This is a genomic window from Allobosea sp. NPDC055353, from assembly GCF_053644975.1.
Genome location: NZ_JBSHMC010000003.1, coordinates 25,646 through 42,869 on the forward strand (window position 1 = coordinate 25,646; position 17,224 = coordinate 42,869).

Genomic DNA, 17,224 nt, shown 5'->3' on the forward strand with positions numbered 1-17,224 from the left:
CGGAGGCGCTTAAGCCATGTCCATTCTCGGGGCCCGCCTGGGCGTCGATATCGGGGGAACCTTTACGGATGTCGTGCTCGAGCAGGACGGACAGCGGTTCTCGACCAAGGTCCTGACCACGTATACCGCCCCTGAGGATGCGATCATCGAAGGCATGCACCGTGTCTGCGAGAAGGCCGGCATCGCGGCCTCGGCGATCGGGCAGATCATCCATGGCACGACGCTGGCGACCAATGCATTGATCGAGCGGCGCGGCGCCAAGACCGCTCTCATCACCACCGAAGGCTTTCGCGATGTCATCGAGATGCGCACCGAAAGCCGCTTCGAGCAATACGACCTCAATCTGACGCTGCCGGAACCGCTGCTGCCGCGCAACCGCCGCTACACCGTCAAGGAGCGCATGGATGCGCGCGGCAAGGTCCTGATCCCGCTGGATCGCGCCGCCGTCGAGACCCTCGTCGATGAATTGCGTGAAGCCGGCTACGAGAGCGTCGCGGTCGGCCTGCTGCATTCCTATGTGAACGACGCGCATGAGCGCCTGATCCAGGAGGTGCTGACTGAGCGCCTGCCGGGTGCGATGGTCTCGCTCTCCTCGGAAGTCTCGCCGCAGATGCGCGAATACGAGCGCTTCAATACGACGATCGCCAACGCCTTCATCAAGCCGCTGATGAAGAGCTATCTCGTCCGGCTGAAGGGGCGACTGGCAGCCGAGGGCGCCTCCTGCCCGATCTTCCTGATGCATTCGGGCGGCGGCATCATCTCGCTCGAAAGCGCATCGGAGTTTCCGGTGCGCCTCGTCGAATCCGGCCCGGCCGGCGGCGCGGTCTTCGCCGCCGACATCGCCGCGCGGCACGGCCTAAAGAAGGTGCTGTCCTTCGACATGGGCGGCACCACCGCAAAAATCTGCCTGATCAAGAACTACACGCCGAAGACCGCCCGCGTCTTCGAGGTCGCCCGGACCTATCGCTTCAAGAAGGGCTCGGGCATGCCGATCTCGATCCCGGTGATCGACATGGTCGAGATCGGGGCCGGCGGCGGCAGCCTGGCGCATGTCGACTCGATGAACCAGATCCGCGTCGGTCCGGAAAGCGCCGGCTCCGAGCCCGGCCCGGCCTGTTATGGCCGCGGCGGCAAGCGCCCGGCCGTGACCGATGCCGACGTGATCCTCGGCAAGATCGATCCGGACAACTTTGCAGCCGGCACGATCCCCCTCTTCGCCGACCAGTCGGCTGCGGCGCTTGAAGCCGAGATCGGCCGCAAGCTCGGCATGGCGGCCGAGGAAAGTGCCTGGGGCGTCGCCGAGGTCGTCGACGAGAACATGGCCAACGCCGCCCGCGTCCACGCCGTCGAGAATGGCGAGGACCTCTCGGAATACACGATGATCGCCTTCGGCGGCGCTGCACCGCTCCATGCCGGCCGCCTCTGCGAAAAGCTCGGCATCGCCCGTTGCCTCGTGCCCCCCGGAGCCGGCGTCGGCTCGGCCATCGGCTTCCTCAGGGCGCCCTTCAGCTTCGAGGCTAACCGCACGCTGTTCATGCGGCTCGCGCAATTCGATACCGCACGCGTCACCAAACTCTTCGACGAGATGGAAGAGGAAGCGACGCGGGTGGTGCGCTCCTGCGGCTGGGCCGGCGCGATCCAGGCCGAGTACAAGATCTATATGCGCTATGCCGGCCAGGGCTGGGAAATCCCGGTCACGCTGACGCCGGAAGAGGCCCGCGCCGCCGATCCGGCGACCATTCTCCAACGCTTCGAGCACGAATACGCCAATCTCTTCGGCCGCACGGTGAAGGGCCTCGCGGCCGAGATCACCGTCTGGTCGGTCAACGCCCACACGCCGCAGGAGGCGGTTGCTCCGGTCGCGCCGGTCTCGCAGATGCACGACACGCCGGCCGAAAGCAGCCGCTCGGTCTTCGATGCAGGGCTCGGCCGCCGTGTCGAGGCCGAAGCGCATAGCCGCACCGCCCTGCCGGCCGGCAGCCGGATCAGCGGCCCCGGCATCGTCACCGAGGACGAGACCACCATCGTCCTGCCGTCGAGCCGCTTTGCCGTCACGCTGAACGATGGCTGCATCGATATCCGCCTGACCGAAGCCGCGCCCGCCGCTGCTGTCGCTGCGCGCAAGGAGCCCGCCCATGTCTGAGATCTCCAAGGTCGCCCATCAGGTGATGTGGAACCGCCTGATCTCGGTCGTCGAGGAACAGGCGCAGGCGCTGATCCGCACCTCCTTCTCGACCTCGGTGCGCGAGGCCGGCGACCTCTCGGCCGGCGTCTATAACGAGAAGGGCGAGATGCTGGCGCAGGCGGTGACCGGCACACCCGGCCACGTCAACGCCATGGCCGATGCCGTCGCCCATTTCATCCGCCGGATCGGGCGCGAGAACATCGCCGAGAGCGATGTCTACATCACCAACAACCCCTGGGAGGGCACCGGCCACCTGCACGACATCACCGTCGTCAGCCCGTCCTTCCACCAGGGCCGCCATGTCGGCTTCTTCGCCTGCACGGCCCATATCGTCGATATCGGCGGGCGCGGCTTCGGCGCCGATGCCAACTCGGTCTATGAGGAAGGCCTGCATATCCCGATCATGAAGTTCGTCGACCGCGGCACGGTCAACGAGACGCTGGTCACGATCATCCGCGGCAATGTCCGCGAGCCCGACCAGCTCGTCGGCGACATCTATGCGCTGGCGACCTGCAACGAGATCGGCCATCGCCGGCTGGTCGACATGATGGTCGAGTTCAGGCTCGCCGACCTCGCCGGCATCTCCGACTTCATCCTGACCAATTCGCGCCAGGCGACGCTGGACAAGATCGCGGCCCTGCCGCGCGGCGAGGCCCAGGGCCATATGCGGATCGACGGCTACAGCCGGCCGATCGACCTCAAGGTGAAGATCTCGATCGAGCCGGATGGCGTGCTCTGCGACTGGGCCGGCACCTCCGGCGTCGACAAGAACGGCATCAATGTGCCGCTGGTCTATACGAAGGCCTATACCTGCTACGCGCTGAAATGCGCGATCGCGCCGGAAATCCCGAACAATGCGGCGTCGCTGGAGCCGTTCCGCATCACCGCGCCGGAGCACACCATCGTCAACGCCGTCTGGCCGGCGCCGGTGGCGCTGCGCCACATCATCGGCCATGTGGTGCCGGACACGATCTACGACGCGCTCGACAAGCTCCTGCCCGGCCTCGTCCCGGCCGAGGGCGCCGGCAGCCTCTGCAACTTCCAGGTCTCGCTCCGGCCGCGCAGCGACGGCCCCTGGCCGGCCGACCCCGTGCGCGCCGAGGTTCTGACCTTCAACTCCGGCGGCTCGGGCGCACGGCCCGCGCTCGACGGCATGAACGCCACCGCCTTCCCGTCCGGCGTGATGACGATGCCGGTCGAGGCGACCGAGCAGGTCGGCCCGGTGATCGTCTGGCGCAAGGAGCTTCGGCCCGATTCCGGCGGCAAGGGCCAGCATCGCGGCGGCCTCGGCCAGCATATGGAGGTCGGCGCCTGGGAAGGCTACGAGTTCGACATCCAGGCGATGTTCGACCGCGTCCACCATCCCGCCCGCGGCCGGCGCGGCGGTGGCGGCGGCGCGCCCACCACCATCGCGCTCGACGACGGCACGGCGATGAAGGGCAAGGGCAAGCAGTTCGTGCCGCATGGCCGCAAGGTCGTCATGGCCTTCCCCGGCGGGGCAGGCTATGGCGCATCCGCCGAGCGGGCCGCAAGCAGCGTGGAGCGCGACCTCGCCCTGGGCTATGTCTCGGCCGAAGCGGCCCGCGCCGATTACGGCCTGTCCGAGGAGCGGGTGGCCGACGTGCTGGCGACGTCCCGGCGCGGTGAACTGCCCCGTTAGCGGCAGCGGCATGGCGGCCTGCGCAGCGCCGCAGCTTGTCAGCGATCGCCTGTCGATGCCTCACTGCGGCTTTCGGCCCGGATCGCCCGAACCTGGTCGCATCGGCACGACGGGGCCGTCAGACGCGAGGACAGCATGCCGCATTACAACCGCATCCTGATCACCGGCGCGGCCGGGCGCCTGGGCTCGCAGCTTCGCGCCGGCCTTGCTCCGCTTGCGAAGGTGATCCGCCTTGCCGACCGCGAGCCGCTCGGCCCGCTCGCCGCCCATGAGGAGGAGGCGATCTTCGACCTCGCCGACATGGAGGCGACGATCGCCGCGACGGAAGGATGCGATGCCATCGTGCATTTCGGCGGCGCGCCGACCGAACGCGAATGGCAGGTGATCCTCGATTCCAGTATCCGCGGCTCCTATCACATCTACGAGGGCGCGCGGAAACACGGGGTCAGGCGCATCGTCTACGCCTCGTCCGTCCACGCGATCGGCTTCCACGAGATCGGGGCGCATATATCGGTCGATGCGCCGGTCCGCCCCGATTGCCTCTATGGCGTCGGCAAGACCTTCGTGGAGAGCCTCAGCCGGCTCTACTGGGACAAGCACGGCATCGAGACGGCGTGCCTGCGCATCTTCTCGTCCTTCCCGGAGCCGGCCGATCGCCGGATGCTCTGGTCCTATCTGTCCTTCGCCGATTGCGTGCGCCTCGTCACGGCGGCGTTGAGCGCGCCCTATGTCGGGCACACGATCGCCTTCGGCACCTCCGACAACAGCGTGAAGGCCGTGGACAATAGCGGCGCCGGCCATCTCGGCTATCACCCGCAGGACAATTCGGAGCCGTTCCGGGCCAAGGTCGAAGCCAGCGCCCCGGCGCTCGACCCGCTATCGCCCGCGGGGCGCTATCTCGGCGGCAAGTTCTGCGAAATGCCGCATCCGGACGACGAAGCGACAGGCTGAAGTCCATTGCCGTCCAGTCGCGGCAAGCGGCTTCGCTTGCTGCTCGGGCGTTATGCCTGGCCATGGCGTTTGCGGCTGCGCCGGTGGCAGCATCGACATTATACGCGCGGCGCATTGGACAGTTTCGGAACGAATACCCATTTCTTGGGACGTGAGTTCGAAGGAGAGATCCATGGCCGCCTACAGGAAGACAGAAGCTGCAATCGCCAGGCTGTCGCCCGAGGAATATCGGGTCACCCAGCAGAACGGGACCGAGCGTCCCGGAACCGGCGCGCTTCTCGACAACAAGGAAGCCGGCATCTATGTCGACATCGTCTCGGGCGAGCCGCTGTTCGCATCGTCGGACAAATACGAATCGGGCTGCGGATGGCCGAGCTTCACCAAGCCGATCGAACCGGCGAACGTGAACGAGTTGAGTGACGACAGCCACGGCATGGTCCGCACGGAAGTGCGTTCGACCCATGGCGACAGCCATCTCGGCCATGTTTTCCCGGATGGGCCCCGCGATCGCGGTGGCCTGCGTTACTGCATCAACTCGGCCTCGCTGCGCTTTGTGCGACGCGACGAGATGATCGAGCAGGGTTACAAGGACTATCTCGACCAGGTGGAGGATATCTGATGACGACCGAACGCGCTGTTCTCGCCGGGGGCTGCTTCTGGGGCATGCAGGATCTCATCCGCAAGCTGCCCGGCGTGATTTCGACCCGGGTCGGTTACTCCGGCGGCGACGTGCCGAATGCGACCTATCGCCATCACGGCACCCATGCCGAGGCGATCGAGATCACCTTCGATCCCTCGCAGACCAGCTATCGCCGATTGCTCGAATTCTTCTTCCAGATCCACGATCCGACCACGCCCAACCGCCAGGGCAACGACCGCGGCACCAGCTACCGCTCGGCGATCTATTTCAGCGGCGATGAGCAGAAGGCCGTTGCGCTCGATACGATCGCGGACGTCGATGCGTCGGGACTGTGGCCGGGCAAGGTCGTCACCGAAGTCGAGCCGGCCGGTGATTTCTGGGAGGCGGAGCCCGAGCATCAGGATTACCTCGAACGCATTCCGAACGGCTATACCTGCCACTTCATCCGCCCGGACTGGGTGTTGCCGCGCAGGACAGGCGCCGCAGCCTGACGAATCCAGGGCTCTTCGCGTCTGACCGGTTTCGGCTCGACGCGGAGAGCATGATCACCGCAGGCGATCGTTCGACGGACGCCCTGCCCGCCATTTCCTGACTTCGACAGGTCTTGTCCAGCGCCAGCGCCTGCTGACCGGCATGCAGGGCGCCCCTTCGCCCGCGCGTGCTTCTCAAGCCGGCGGCTTGCTCCTACGGTCACCGCAGGACAGACGCGAATCCCGTTCAGGAAGGCTTCCATGGCGCGCCATCACTTCGTTCCGACACGCTACTCGAACGTGCTCGCCACCTTGCCGCCCGTGCTGGAGATCGCCAGCGGCGACAGCGTCGTCACCACCACGCTCGATGCGGCCGGCTTCGGCGGCGACGGCGCGCAGCATGCCCCGCGCGGCAACCCGATGACCGGTCCGTTCTTCGTCACCGGCGCCGAACCCGGCGATGCACTGCTCGTTACCATCGAGCGGATGACGCCGAACCGGAAGACCGGCTGGACCTATTCGCCCTTGGCGCCCGGCGTGCTCGACCCCGGCATGCTGCACGAATTGCCGAAGCGCGAGCGCTATGAATGGGCGATCGACGCGCAGGCCGGCACGGTGAAGCTGCTCGAACCCTCCGCCCGGATCAAGGACTGGAGCTTTCCGCTCGCGCCGATGCTCGGCTGCTTCGGCGTCGCGCCGGAACGTGGCCAGGCGATCTCGACCGCGACCAGCGGCGCCAATGGCGGCAACATGGACTACCGGCTGTTCGGCCCGGGCGCGACGATCGCCTTCCCCGTCTTCGTCGACGGCGCACTGTTCTTCCTGGGTGACGGCCATGCCTGCCAGGGCGATGGCGAGATCGCCGGGACCGGCGTCGAGACCTCGTTCGAGGTCGAATTCTCGGTGAAGCTCGTCAAGAAGCAGGGCCTGCGCTGGCCGCGCTGCGAGACCGAGACCGACCTGCTGGTGATCGCGAGCGGGCGCCCGCTCGACCAGCCGCTGCAATTCGCCACGACGGAATTGCTGCGCTGGGTCGGCGAGGACCTGGGTGTCGACCCGATCGAGGCGAGCCATCTGCTCGGGCAGGCGGTGCGCTATGACATCGCCAATGTCTTCAACCCCGCCTATTGCGTCGCCGCCCGACTGGAGAAGACCGAGCTCACCCGCGCGATGTCGTTCCGCGCCCGTAGCTGAGCGCTCCACCCTTTTCGAAACGCCGACCAAGAAGACCGACCATGTCCGAGAACACCGCCGCCCTGAAGGCCGAGCTGCTTCAGGCGATCGATCAACGCCGCGACGAGATCGTCGCGCTGCTGCAACGCTTCCTGCGCATCAAGAGCGTCAACCCGCCAGGCGACACGCGCGAGGCCGCCGCCTTCGTGCGCGAACTGCTCGATGCCGCCGGCGTGGCGCATCGCACCGAGGCCTTCGTGCCGGAGATGCCGAACATCATCAGCCGCTGGGAGGCCGCAAAGCCCGGGCGCCATCTCATGCTCAACGGCCACATGGACATCTTCCCGGTCACCGACGAGAAGCTCTGGGAGGCCGAGATCATCGACGGCAAGATCATGGGCCGCGGCGCCTCCGACATGAAGACCGGGACGCTCGCCTCGATCCTCGCCTTCTGCCAGCTCTACCCCCACCGCGAGAAACTCAACGGCGCGCTGTCGCTGACGGTGGTCTCGGACGAGCAGTCCGGCGGGCGCTACGGCACCAAGTTCCTGTTCGATGAGTTCGGCGACGAGATGGAGGCCGATTGCTGCCTCAATGGTGAGCCGAGCGGCCTCGCCAATCTGCGTTTCACCGAGAAGGGCACCTTGCGCTTCTCGCTTTCGGCCAAAAGCATCGGCGGCCATGGCGGCTACGCCCACCGGGCGCGCAACCCGATCGCGGATGTGAGCCGGCTCGTGACCGCGATCTATGACCGCTACCATCTCAAGCTCGCTGCGCTGCCGCCGGAGATCGACGCGGTGCTGACCTCGGCGGAGACGATCGCCGCGGCCGATCTCAATCTCGGGAAGGGCGCAGGCGACGTCGCCCGGCGCATCACCGTCAATGTCGGCATCCTGCAGGGCGGGCAGAAGGCGACGCAGATCCCGACGCATTGCATCGCCCATCTCGACATGCGCATCCCGATTGGCTCCGACCGCGACGCGATCCGTGCCGATCTCGAAAAGCTCGCGCGCGAGGCCGATTGCGAGATGGTGGTCAACGAGGATCACAGCTATCCCGCGAGCCTGACCGATCCATTCAGCGAGATGGCGAACATCCTGCGTGGCAATATCCGCGAGCTGCTCGGGCATGATGCGCCGCCGGTCTCCAGCCTCGGCGGCACCGATACCCGCTACTGGCGCTGGCGCGGCGTGCCGGCGCTGATCTGCGGGCCCTCGCCGATCAGCATGGGCACCGACGAGGAGCACGTCACGATCGAGGAAGCGATCGCCGTGATGAAGCTGCATGTCGCCTGCGCGGTCGACTATCTTGGTTCGACGGGAGCGGCTAACTAACCCGACGTCATCCCGGACAAGCCGCGTAGCGGCGCCAATCCGGGATCCATCGGAGGGCTCGACGCTCTACGATGGATCCCGGGGCAGGCCCGGGATGACGGCGCGCGGGAGCAGCGCTTCAACCATTCCAGCGGCGTTCAGTGCTCCGGGACCGGCGCCTCTTCGGCGAGCAGGCCCTCAGCCTTGAGATCGGACCAGAGCGCGGCCGGGACCGGCCGCGCGACGAGGTCGAGATTGCGCGCGACCTCCTGCGGCGTCACCGCACCGAGCACGATCGTCGCGACTGCCGGATGGGCGGCGCAGAAGGCGAGCGCCGCCTGCGGCAGGGCGACGCCATGGCGGGCACAGACCGCCTCGATCCGGGCGACGCGGGCCAGCACCTCCGGCGGCGCCGGCTTGTAGTTGTAGAAGGCGCCGGGTTTGGCGCCGGTGGCGAGAATGCCGGAATTGAAGACGCCGGCCAGCATCACCGCGATCTTCTTCTCCAGCGCCAGCGGCAGGAATTCCGGCAGGGCGCCCTGCTCCAGCAGCGAATAGCGGCCGGCCAGCATCATCACGTCGAAATCGCCCGCACGGGCAAAGCGGACGCACATCTGCGCCTCGTTGACGCCGACGCCGATCGCCTTGACCGCGCCGGACGCGCGCAGCTTTTCCAGCGCTTGATAGGCGCCGTCCATGGCCTCGGCGAAGCGCTGCTCCATCCGCTCGCCATGGGTCCAGACATCGACGTCGTGGATCAGCAGGATGTCGATATGGTCGGTGCCTAGCCTGAGCAGCGACTGCTCGAAGGAGCGCATCGCGCCGTCATAGGAATAGTCGATCACCGCCGGATGCGGCAGGCCGCCGGCATAGCCGGAGCCGTCGCGCTTCGGCTCGCCGGCCTGCATCCAGCGGCCGACCTTGGTCGAGACAATGACGTTCTCACGCGGCACGCTGCGCAAGGCGGCGCCGATGCGGTGCTCGGAGAGGCCGTGGCCGTAGAGCGGCGAGGTGTCGACGAGATTGATGCCGGCGGCGAGTGCGGCACGAACCGTGTCCTGCGCCGTGACCTCGTCGAGATGCCCATAGAGATCGCCGAGCGGCGCGCCGCCGAAGCCGATCAAGCTGGGCGAGAGGCCCGCGAAAGGACGGCCCGGTGGAACAGACCGGTTTATCATGGAAGAATGAGGATCGGCCGGATTCGCCATTGAAGACCGCCAGAGGCAAAAAACTCATACCGATCGGACCACGCCGTCATTGCAAGGAGCGAAGCGACGAAGCAATCCAGGGGGACCGGATGAGAGGTTCAACCCAGTCCTCCTGGATTGCTTCGCTTCGCTCGCAATGACGTCGGGACCAACCGCCGGCCGGCAGAGTTGCGGATCGGCGGCGGGCGGGCAAGCCCGCCACCGATCGCGCTGGCAGATCAGCCGCGCTGGGTCAGGTCGGCCGGCAGGTCGCGGTTGTGGAACTTCTTGAAGACGGTGTTGAGCTCGCCATCGGCGACCTTCTTCTTGATCCAGCCATCGAGCCAGGACTTCAGTTCGGTCTCGCCCTGTGGCAGGGCGATGCCGAGATTGAGCTCCTGCTGCACGAACTTGGTCGCGAGCTTGGCGCCGCTGCGCTTCTCGTTCATCGCGGAGAGCACGGCGGTCTGGGTCGAGACGATATCGACCTGGCCGGAGACGACGGCGGTGATCAGGGTCGCGTCATCCTCGAAGCGGACGATCTCGGCGCCCTTGGAATTCTGCGTCACCATCTGGTCGTTGACCGTGGCGCGGGTGACCGCGATGCGCTTGCCGGTGAGGTCCTTGTAGTCCTTGATCTCGACGCCGTCGGGACCGGCGACGATGATGTTCAAGGTCGCATAGGGCACGGAGAAATCGACCGCCTTCTTGCGCTCGGCGGTGATGCCGAGATTGGCGACGAGGATGTCGGCCTTGCGGGTCTGGATCGTCGGCACGCGCGCGGCATTGGTGATCTCGATCAGCTCGAGCTGGACGCCGAGATCCTTGGCGATGAGCTTGGCGGTCTCGACATCGGAGCCGGTCGGCTTGAGCTGGCCGTCGACGAAGGCGAAGAGCGGCACGCCCATCGCCACCGCGACGCGGATCTTGCCGGCCTTCTTGATGTCGGCGAGCTGATCGGCATGGGCTGCGCTGCCCAGGGCAAGGAAGGCGCCGGCGGTCGCGGCGAGGCTGAGAGCGCTGCGGCGGGTGATCGTGGTCATGGTCGTTTCCCTTTTCGTTGTCGTTATGGTCGTCGGGCGGCCGGACAGCCGCGGGATCGTCAGAGCCCGTTGGCGAGGAATTCCCTGAGCTCGGGGGTCTGAGGATTTGCGAGCATCTCGCCGGCGCCGGTCTCCCAGACCTTGCCGGTGTGCATGAAGATGACGCGGTCGGCGACGCGCCGGGCGAAGGCCATCTCGTGGGTGACGACGAGCATGGTCATGCCGCCCTTCGCCAGGGCCTCCATGACCTTGAGCACCTCGCCGGTGAGATGCGGATCGAGCGCCGAGGTCACCTCGTCGAAGAGCATGACCTTGGGCTCCATCGCCAGCGAGCGGGCAATGGCGACGCGCTGCTGCTGGCCGCCGGAGAGCTGCTCGGGATAGGCGTCGATCTTGTCGGAGAGGCCGACGCGGGCGAGCGCCTCCACGGCGATATGGCGGGCTTCCGCCTGCGGCGTCTTGCGCACGCGCCGGGGGGCCAGCGTGATGTTCTCGGCCACGGTCAGATGCGGGAAGAGATTGTAGCTCTGGAAGACCATGCCGACATCGCGGCGCAAAGCGCGCAGGTCGAGCTGGGGATCGTCGACGCGGCGGCCATGGACCTCGATCTCGCCGGACTGGATCGTCTCCAGCCGGTTGACGCAGCGCAAAGCGGTCGACTTGCCCGAGCCGGAGCGGCCGATGACGGCCACGACCTCGCCCGGCGCCACGTCGAAGGAGACGCCCTTGAGGACCTCCACCTCGCCGAAGCGCTTGTGGACGTCACGCAGGCTGACGGCGGCCGACATTGAGTTTCCTTTCGAGCGCCCGGCTGAGCCGCGACAGCGGGTAGCAGAGCGCGAAATAGAGGGCGCCCGCGATGCCGAAGACGAGGAAGGGCTGGAACAGCGAGTTGTTGATGACCTGGCTGGCGCGGGTCAGCTCGACGAAGCCGACGACCGAGGCGAGCGAGGTGTTCTTGAGCACCTGCACGAGGAAGCCGACCGTCGGCGGCGTCGCGATCCGCATCGCCTGCGGCAGGATGACATCGACCAGCGTCTGCCAGCGCGTCAGGCCGAGGCATTCGGCTGCCTCGCTCTGGGTGCGCGGCACGGACAGGACGCAGCCGCGCCAGATTTCGCCGAGGAAGGCACTGCAATAGATCATCAGCGAGATCGCGGCGGCGAGCAGCGCCGGCAGCTCGATCCCGACGACGGCCAGGCCGAAATAGATCAGGAACAGCACGATCAGCAGCGGCGTGCCCTGGATGATGTCGACATAGATCATCGACACCGCCCTGATCCAGCGGGTGCGCGCCGTGCGCGCCAGCATCACCAGGAAGCCGGCGAGGCTGCCGAGCCCGAAGGCGAGCACGGTCAGCACGACTGTCCAGAGCGTCGCCTGCAAAAGATAGAGGAAGTGAACGAGGGTGAAGCCGCCCATCACACCCTCACAGAGCCGTGCCGAGGCGCCGGCGGCGCGGGAAGATGATCTGGCCGAAACCGTAGAAGGCGAGCTTCAGGAGGACGGCGAGCAGCAGGTAGAGCACCGCGACGACGATGTAGGTCTCGAAGGCGCGGAAGGTGAAGGACTGGATGTTGTTGGCGACCGCCGTCAGCTCCTCGGCCGAGATCTGCGAGGTGATCGAGGAGGCCAGCATCATCAGCACGAACTGGCTGGTCAGCGCTGGATAAACCCGCTCCAGCGCCGGACGCAGGATGACGTCCCAGTAGATCTGCGGCTGGGAGAGGCCGAGCGCCTGCGCCGCCTCGATCTGGCCGGGATGGATCGTGTCCATGCCGGCGCGGACGATCTCGGCGGTATAGGCGCCGACATTGATGACCAGCGTCAGCACCGCGGCAACCAGGATCGGCAGCTTGATGCCGATGCTGGAGAGCCCGAAGAAGATGAAGAAGATCTGGATCAGGTAGGGCGTGTTGCGGATCGTCTCGACATAGAAGCCGCAGAGCCATTGCAGGAATGGCGAGGCGCTGCGCCGGCCGATCGCGCAGAGGATGCCGATCGCCAGCCCGAAGACGAGGGCGAAGGCCGTCATCTGCAGCGTCGTCAATGCGCCGCTCAGGAATTCCGGCCAATGCTCGACGAGGGCGCCGAAATCGAACTTGTAGCGCATCGTCCGGCCCCTCCCCGTCAGCGCGCGAGCCAGCCGCCGTCGACCGGCAGGACGACACCGTGGATATAGGCGGCGGCATCGGAGGCGAGGAACACGGCGGCGCCGCCGAGCTCCTGCGGCTTGCCCCAATGCCCGGCCGGAATGCGCGCGACGATCGCTTCGTTGCGGACGGGATCGGCACGCAGGGCTTCCGTGTTGTTGGTGACGAAATAGCCCGGCGCGATGGCGTTGACGTTGATGCCTTTTGCCGCCCATTCGCAGGCGAGCAATCGCGTCAGCCCGGCAAGCCCGCTTTTTGAGGCCGTATAGGAGGGGATGCGGATGCCGCCCTGGAAGGAGAGCAGCGAGGCGATGTTGATCACCTTGCCGCCCTTGCCGTCGGCGAGCATGCGCTTGGCGACCCCTTGAGTCAGGAAGAAGGTCGACTTCAGATTGACGTCCATCACCGCGTCCCAATCGGCCTCGGTGAAGTCGATGGCGTCGGCGCGGCGGATGATGCCGGCATTGTTGACGAGGATGTCGAGCCGCGAGCCGTCGGCCTTGGCGGCGGCATCGGCCTGCTCGACGATGCCGGCGATCGGCGCCAGCGTGGCGAGATCGGCTGATATCTCATGGAAGGGCCGGCCGGTCTCAGCAACCAGCGCCCTCGTCTGCGCCATGCTGGAACGGCCGACCGCGACGATGCCCGCCCCCGCCTGAGCCATGGCGACCGCAATCGCCTGGCCGAGCCCGGTATTGGCGCCGGTGACGATCGCCGTGCGGCCGGTCAGGTCGAAGGGCGAGGCCATCAACGCAGGTCCCCGGTCGCGACCATGTCCATGTCGGTGTAGTCGACATTGTCACCGCCCATGCCCCAGATGAAGGAATAGGCCTTGGTCCCGACGCCGGAATGGATCGACCAGCCGGGCGAGAGGATCGCCTGCTCGTTGGCGACGACGAGGTGGCGGGTCTCCTGCGGCTCGCCCATCAGGTGGAAGACGCGGGCATCATCCGGCACATCGAAATAGAGATAGATCTCGCAGCGCCGGTCATGGGTGTGCGAGGGCATGGTGTTCCAGATGCTGCCCTCGTCCAGCGTGGTCACGCCCATCACGAGCTGGCAGGTCTCGCAGACACCGGGGATGATGTACTGACGGATCACGCGCTTGTTGGCGGTCGCCTGCTCGCCGAGCGCCAGCGTCTTGGCGTCGGCCTCGCGGATCACCCTGGTCGGGTGCACGGCATGGGCCGGGGTCGAGAGCAGGTAGAACTTGGCCGGATTCGCAGCATCGTCGCTGACGAAGGAGACCTCGCCAGCCTCCTTGCCGATATAGAGGGCATCGCGCCTGGCGAGCGCGTAATCCTTGCCGCCGACCGAGACCTTGCCGGGGCCGCCGACATTGACGATGCCGAGTTCACGGCGCTTCAGGAAGGCGTCGGTGCCGACCGCCTTCGGCGTCGGCAGCACGACCGGCTTGGCCCCCGGCATGGCGCCGCCGACGATGACACGGTCGAGATGGCTGTAGGTCAGCTTGACCTCGCCGGCCACGAACAGCGTCTCGATCAGGAAATGGCGCCTGAGCTCCGCCGTGTCGAAGCCCTTGACGGCCTCGGGATGCGAAACCTGGCGGATGTCGATGGTCATGTCGTCTCCAATCGGGCGACCGGCGGAGCGGCGCGCCGGGGCCGCTCCGAACCGTCGCCCATGTCGAAATAGGGGGTGTTGAGGGCAGCGACCGCATCGAGGTCGTCGAAGAGCTTGCCGAGATGTTCGCCCATGGCATGGGCGGCGGCTTCCGCATCGCCGCGGCGGATCGCTTCGACCACGGCGCCATGCTCGCGCAGCACGCGCTCCATGCGGCCCTGCTGCGGCAGGGTGAGCCGGCGGAAACGGTCCATCTGCAGCTTCACCTGCTGGGTGAAGCGCCAGATGCCGGGATAGCCGGCGAGATCGGCGATGCCGGCATGGAAGGCGTCGTCCGACTGGTGGAAAAGCTCGCGCTCGCCGCGTTCGGCGCGCGCGGCGAGTTCATCCATGATGCGGGCGAGTCCATCGGCCCGGCCGGCGCCGTGTCGGGCGGCGAGCCTCGCGCAGGTCTCCTCCAGCGAACGGCGGATCACCAGCGCCTCGGGCAAGGCCCGGAACGGGATCAGCGAGGCGAAGGTGCCCGATTGCGGGAAGATCGAGACCAGCCCCTCGTCGGCGAGCTTGAGCAGGGCCTCGCGCACCGGCGTGCGGCTAACCGCGTGGGCCTCGGCGATGTCCTTCTCGACGATCGGGGTGCCGGGCGGAATGGCGAGCGAGACGATCTCGGCGCGCAACGCGTCGCGGATCACCGCGGCGGCCGTGCGCCGTCCCGATGAACCCGAACCCGCAGCCATGATGCCGCCGACCGTCAATGCGCGCCCTCCCGAGGCTTTGTTTCACGATTCATATACTAGTATATTAGTTGCGAGCAAGCCGATTTTCGAGACCGTGCGCAAACGCATCAGGGCCGCTGCGGCGGCAGCGGCCCTGATCAATAGCGGTGGGAATGTCGTGCGGGTTCAGGCCCATCTTTATTCTCGCGAAAACACGCCGTCATTCCGGACAAGCCGCGACGCGGCGCCGATCCGGAATTCATCGAAGGGCGCAACGTTCTACGATGGATCCCGGGTCAAGCCCGGGATGACCGCGTGTTTCCGCGTGAAATCAGCACGCTCCAGTCAGTTGAAATCAGGCGCCGACCTTGGCGAGCACGTCGGCGCGCAGGAAGCGCTCGATGAACAGCATGAACAGCACCGAGGGCACGAGCAGGATCAGCGCCGTGATCGAGGCGACCTGGTAGTTGCCGCCCATCGCCGCGCTGTAGAGCAGGAGCGGCAGGGTCGTGACCTGGGGCACGCCAACGAAGAAGGTGCCGGTGAACTCGTCGAGCGATTCCAGGAAAACGAAGATGCCACTGGCGATGATGCCGGGCGCCGCCAAGGGCAGCGTCACCGAGAAGAAGGCCTTGAGCGGCGAGGCACCGATATTGCGGGCGGCGAGCTCGAGATCCTTGTCGACGGCAGCGAAGGCGGCGGCCGCGATCCAGACGGAATAGACGAGGCCGTGCGCAGCATGGACGAGCACGACGGCGAAGACGGTGCCGTTGATCCCCAGCGAATAGAAGACGCGGGCGACGTTGATGTAGATCGCGACCGACGGGAAGGCCTGCGGCAGCAGGAACAGCACCATGAAGAAGGCGCGCGCCGGCAGCTTCAATCGCGCCAGCGCGTAGCCGGCCGGGATCGAAAGCGCGAGCGCGACGAGAACCGTCAGCACCGCGATCCAGACCGAGGTGCCGAGCGAGGCCATGGCGTCGCCGGTCGGGCGGAAGACCTGCTCCCAGTAGCGCGTGCCGTAGACGACCGGCAGCTTGTAGGGCGTGTACCAGCGCTCGGCGACCGACCAGAGCGCCAGGTTGACCAGCGGCCCGATCAGGAAGAAGGCGAAGGCCGCGAGCGCAAAGGCTGCCAGCACCATGCGCAGGCCTGAGACGGCGCGGATCATGGCGCGTTCTCCTTCGCCATGCCGCGCTTGAGATAGATGATCGCTGCGCCAGCCGAGATCAGATAGGTGATGACGCCAAGCGCGTTGGCCGTGGCGTAGTCGCCATAGGCGTTGATGCGAAAGGCCATGTCGACGGTCAGCATGGTCGGCTGCGAGCCCGCGACCATCATCGGCACCGAGAGCACCGAGAGCATCGTCACGAAGGAGAGGACGAGCGCGACGAGGAGCTGCGGCATGACCTGCGGCAGGGCGAGCTCGACGAGGACGCGCATCCGCGATGCCCCGAGATTGCGGCCCGCCTCCAGCGTGGCACGGTCGAGCGCGGCGAGCGCGCCGGCGAGCAGCAGTGCGACGAAGGGCGTCTGCTTCCAGACGAAGGTCGCGATGATGCCGCGCCAATCGAGGAAGCTCATCGCCTGCAGCGGCTCCATCAGCCCGAGCGAGACGAAGGTGTTGTTCATCAGCCCGTTCTTGGCGAGGAAGGTGCGCATGCACTGCGCCGCGACGATGAAGGGGATGAAGAGCGGCCAGCGATAGAGCGCCTTCAGCGTGCCGACGATGTAACGGTTCTCGCCAAGCGTCAGCGTGCCGGCAATGACGATAGCGGCAAGCCCCGTCAGCAGGCAGGAAGACAGAACGATGATGACGGTGAAGACGACGTCGCCGGAATAGAGTTCCCAGGCCTTGCCGAAGGCCTGCAGCGAGAAGCCGCCTTCGGGCCCAGTGAAGGCGGAGATCAGCGAGAAGCAGAGCGGATAGAGAAACAGCGCCGCGACCAGCGCAAGGCCGGGTGCGATCAGCAGCAGGGCAAGATTGCGTTGGGAAAAGCTCATGGCGAGCGGCGCTCTCCGCGATGGGTGGTGACTGGATATCCGGAACCGCGAGGTCATCCCGGACAAGCCGCGTCAGCGGCGCCGATCCGGGATCCATGCCTGAACCGTTCCGGATTGGATCCCGGGACTGCGCTCCGCTGCGCCC

General features: G+C 66.7%; 17 protein-coding genes. 7 read left to right on the forward strand and 10 right to left on the reverse strand.

Going from position 1 to position 17,224, the window contains the following annotated elements; genetic code table 11:
• The first annotated feature begins 16 nt into the window (after positions 1–16).
• The 7 genes from ACWIEX_RS20680 to ACWIEX_RS20710 all read left to right on the forward strand — a co-directional run bounded on the left by ACWIEX_RS20680 (position 17) and on the right by ACWIEX_RS20710 (position 8,413).
• Positions 17–2,143, forward strand: coding sequence for a hydantoinase/oxoprolinase family protein (locus ACWIEX_RS20680; protein WP_454034845.1), 2,127 nt, complete (start codon positions 17–19; stop codon positions 2,141–2,143).
• Positions 2,136–3,845 (forward strand): hydantoinase B/oxoprolinase family protein, encoded by a 1,710-nt coding sequence (locus ACWIEX_RS20685; protein ID WP_454034846.1) that lies wholly within the window; start codon positions 2,136–2,138, stop codon positions 3,843–3,845. Before ACWIEX_RS20680 ends, ACWIEX_RS20685 begins: the two co-directional genes overlap by 8 nt.
• Before the next feature lie 135 nt (positions 3,846–3,980).
• On the forward strand, positions 3,981–4,796 hold the full coding sequence (locus ACWIEX_RS20690) for an NAD-dependent epimerase/dehydratase family protein (protein WP_454034847.1): 816 nt from the start codon (positions 3,981–3,983) through the stop codon (positions 4,794–4,796).
• Positions 4,797–4,968: 172 nt separating this feature from the next.
• Complete coding sequence (msrB, locus tag ACWIEX_RS20695; protein WP_454034848.1) at positions 4,969–5,415, forward strand: peptide-methionine (R)-S-oxide reductase MsrB; 447 nt, start codon at positions 4,969–4,971, stop codon at positions 5,413–5,415.
• Positions 5,415–5,927 carry a peptide-methionine (S)-S-oxide reductase MsrA gene (gene msrA, locus ACWIEX_RS20700; RefSeq protein WP_454034849.1) on the forward strand — a complete coding sequence of 171 codons (513 nt, stop codon included), beginning with the start codon at positions 5,415–5,417 and terminating at the stop codon, positions 5,925–5,927. The genes msrB and msrA overlap by 1 nt, the downstream gene beginning before the upstream one ends.
• 240 nt (positions 5,928–6,167) lie before the next feature.
• Entirely contained in the window at positions 6,168–7,100 is a 933-nt protein-coding gene (locus ACWIEX_RS20705) for an acetamidase/formamidase family protein (RefSeq protein WP_454034850.1), read from the forward strand.
• 41 nt (positions 7,101–7,141) lie between these two features.
• Entirely contained in the window at positions 7,142–8,413 is a 1,272-nt protein-coding gene (locus ACWIEX_RS20710) for a M20/M25/M40 family metallo-hydrolase (RefSeq protein WP_454034851.1), read from the forward strand.
• A gap of 137 nt (positions 8,414–8,550) precedes the next feature.
• On the opposite strand, the gene ACWIEX_RS20715 is transcribed toward ACWIEX_RS20710, so the two are convergent.
• From ACWIEX_RS20715 to ACWIEX_RS20760, 10 genes are all read right to left on the reverse strand, one after another.
• Positions 8,551–9,570 carry an aldo/keto reductase gene (locus ACWIEX_RS20715; RefSeq protein ID WP_454034852.1) on the reverse strand — a complete coding sequence of 340 codons (1,020 nt, stop codon included), beginning with the start codon at positions 9,568–9,570 and terminating at the stop codon, positions 8,551–8,553.
• Between the two features lie 248 nt (positions 9,571–9,818).
• The gene (locus tag ACWIEX_RS20720; protein ID WP_454034853.1) at positions 9,819–10,622 is read right to left on the reverse strand and encodes a transporter substrate-binding domain-containing protein; all 804 of its coding nucleotides are present in this window, start codon (positions 10,620–10,622) and stop codon (positions 9,819–9,821) included.
• A 59-nt stretch (positions 10,623–10,681) separates the two neighbouring features.
• Positions 10,682–11,410, reverse strand: coding sequence for an amino acid ABC transporter ATP-binding protein (locus ACWIEX_RS20725; RefSeq protein ID WP_061971808.1), 729 nt, complete (start codon positions 11,408–11,410; stop codon positions 10,682–10,684).
• Entirely contained in the window at positions 11,385–12,044 is a 660-nt protein-coding gene (locus ACWIEX_RS20730) for an amino acid ABC transporter permease (RefSeq protein WP_454034854.1), read from the reverse strand. The genes ACWIEX_RS20725 and ACWIEX_RS20730 overlap by 26 nt, the downstream gene beginning before the upstream one ends.
• Positions 12,045–12,051: 7 nt before the next feature.
• Entirely contained in the window at positions 12,052–12,735 is a 684-nt protein-coding gene (locus ACWIEX_RS20735; RefSeq protein ID WP_454034855.1) for an amino acid ABC transporter permease, read from the reverse strand.
• 17 nt (positions 12,736–12,752) lie between these two features.
• Entirely contained in the window at positions 12,753–13,523 is a 771-nt protein-coding gene (gene kduD / locus ACWIEX_RS20740) for a 2-dehydro-3-deoxy-D-gluconate 5-dehydrogenase KduD (RefSeq protein WP_454034856.1), read from the reverse strand.
• Entirely contained in the window at positions 13,523–14,359 is an 837-nt protein-coding gene (gene kduI / locus ACWIEX_RS20745; protein WP_454034857.1) for a 5-dehydro-4-deoxy-D-glucuronate isomerase, read from the reverse strand. Before kduI ends, kduD begins: the two co-directional genes overlap by 1 nt.
• Positions 14,356–15,096 (reverse strand): GntR family transcriptional regulator, encoded by a 741-nt coding sequence (locus tag ACWIEX_RS20750; RefSeq protein ID WP_454034858.1) that lies wholly within the window; start codon positions 15,094–15,096, stop codon positions 14,356–14,358. The genes kduI and ACWIEX_RS20750 overlap by 4 nt, the downstream gene beginning before the upstream one ends.
• Before the next feature lie 334 nt (positions 15,097–15,430).
• Positions 15,431–16,246, reverse strand: a complete 816-nt coding sequence (locus tag ACWIEX_RS20755) for an ABC transporter permease (RefSeq protein ID WP_061971798.1) — start codon at positions 16,244–16,246, stop codon at positions 15,431–15,433.
• Positions 16,243–17,079: an ABC transporter permease gene (locus tag ACWIEX_RS20760; protein WP_454034859.1), complete on the reverse strand. Its 837-nt coding sequence runs from the start codon at positions 17,077–17,079 to the stop codon at positions 16,243–16,245. The genes ACWIEX_RS20755 and ACWIEX_RS20760 overlap by 4 nt, the downstream gene beginning before the upstream one ends.
• Positions 17,080–17,224: the final 145 nt, after the last annotated feature.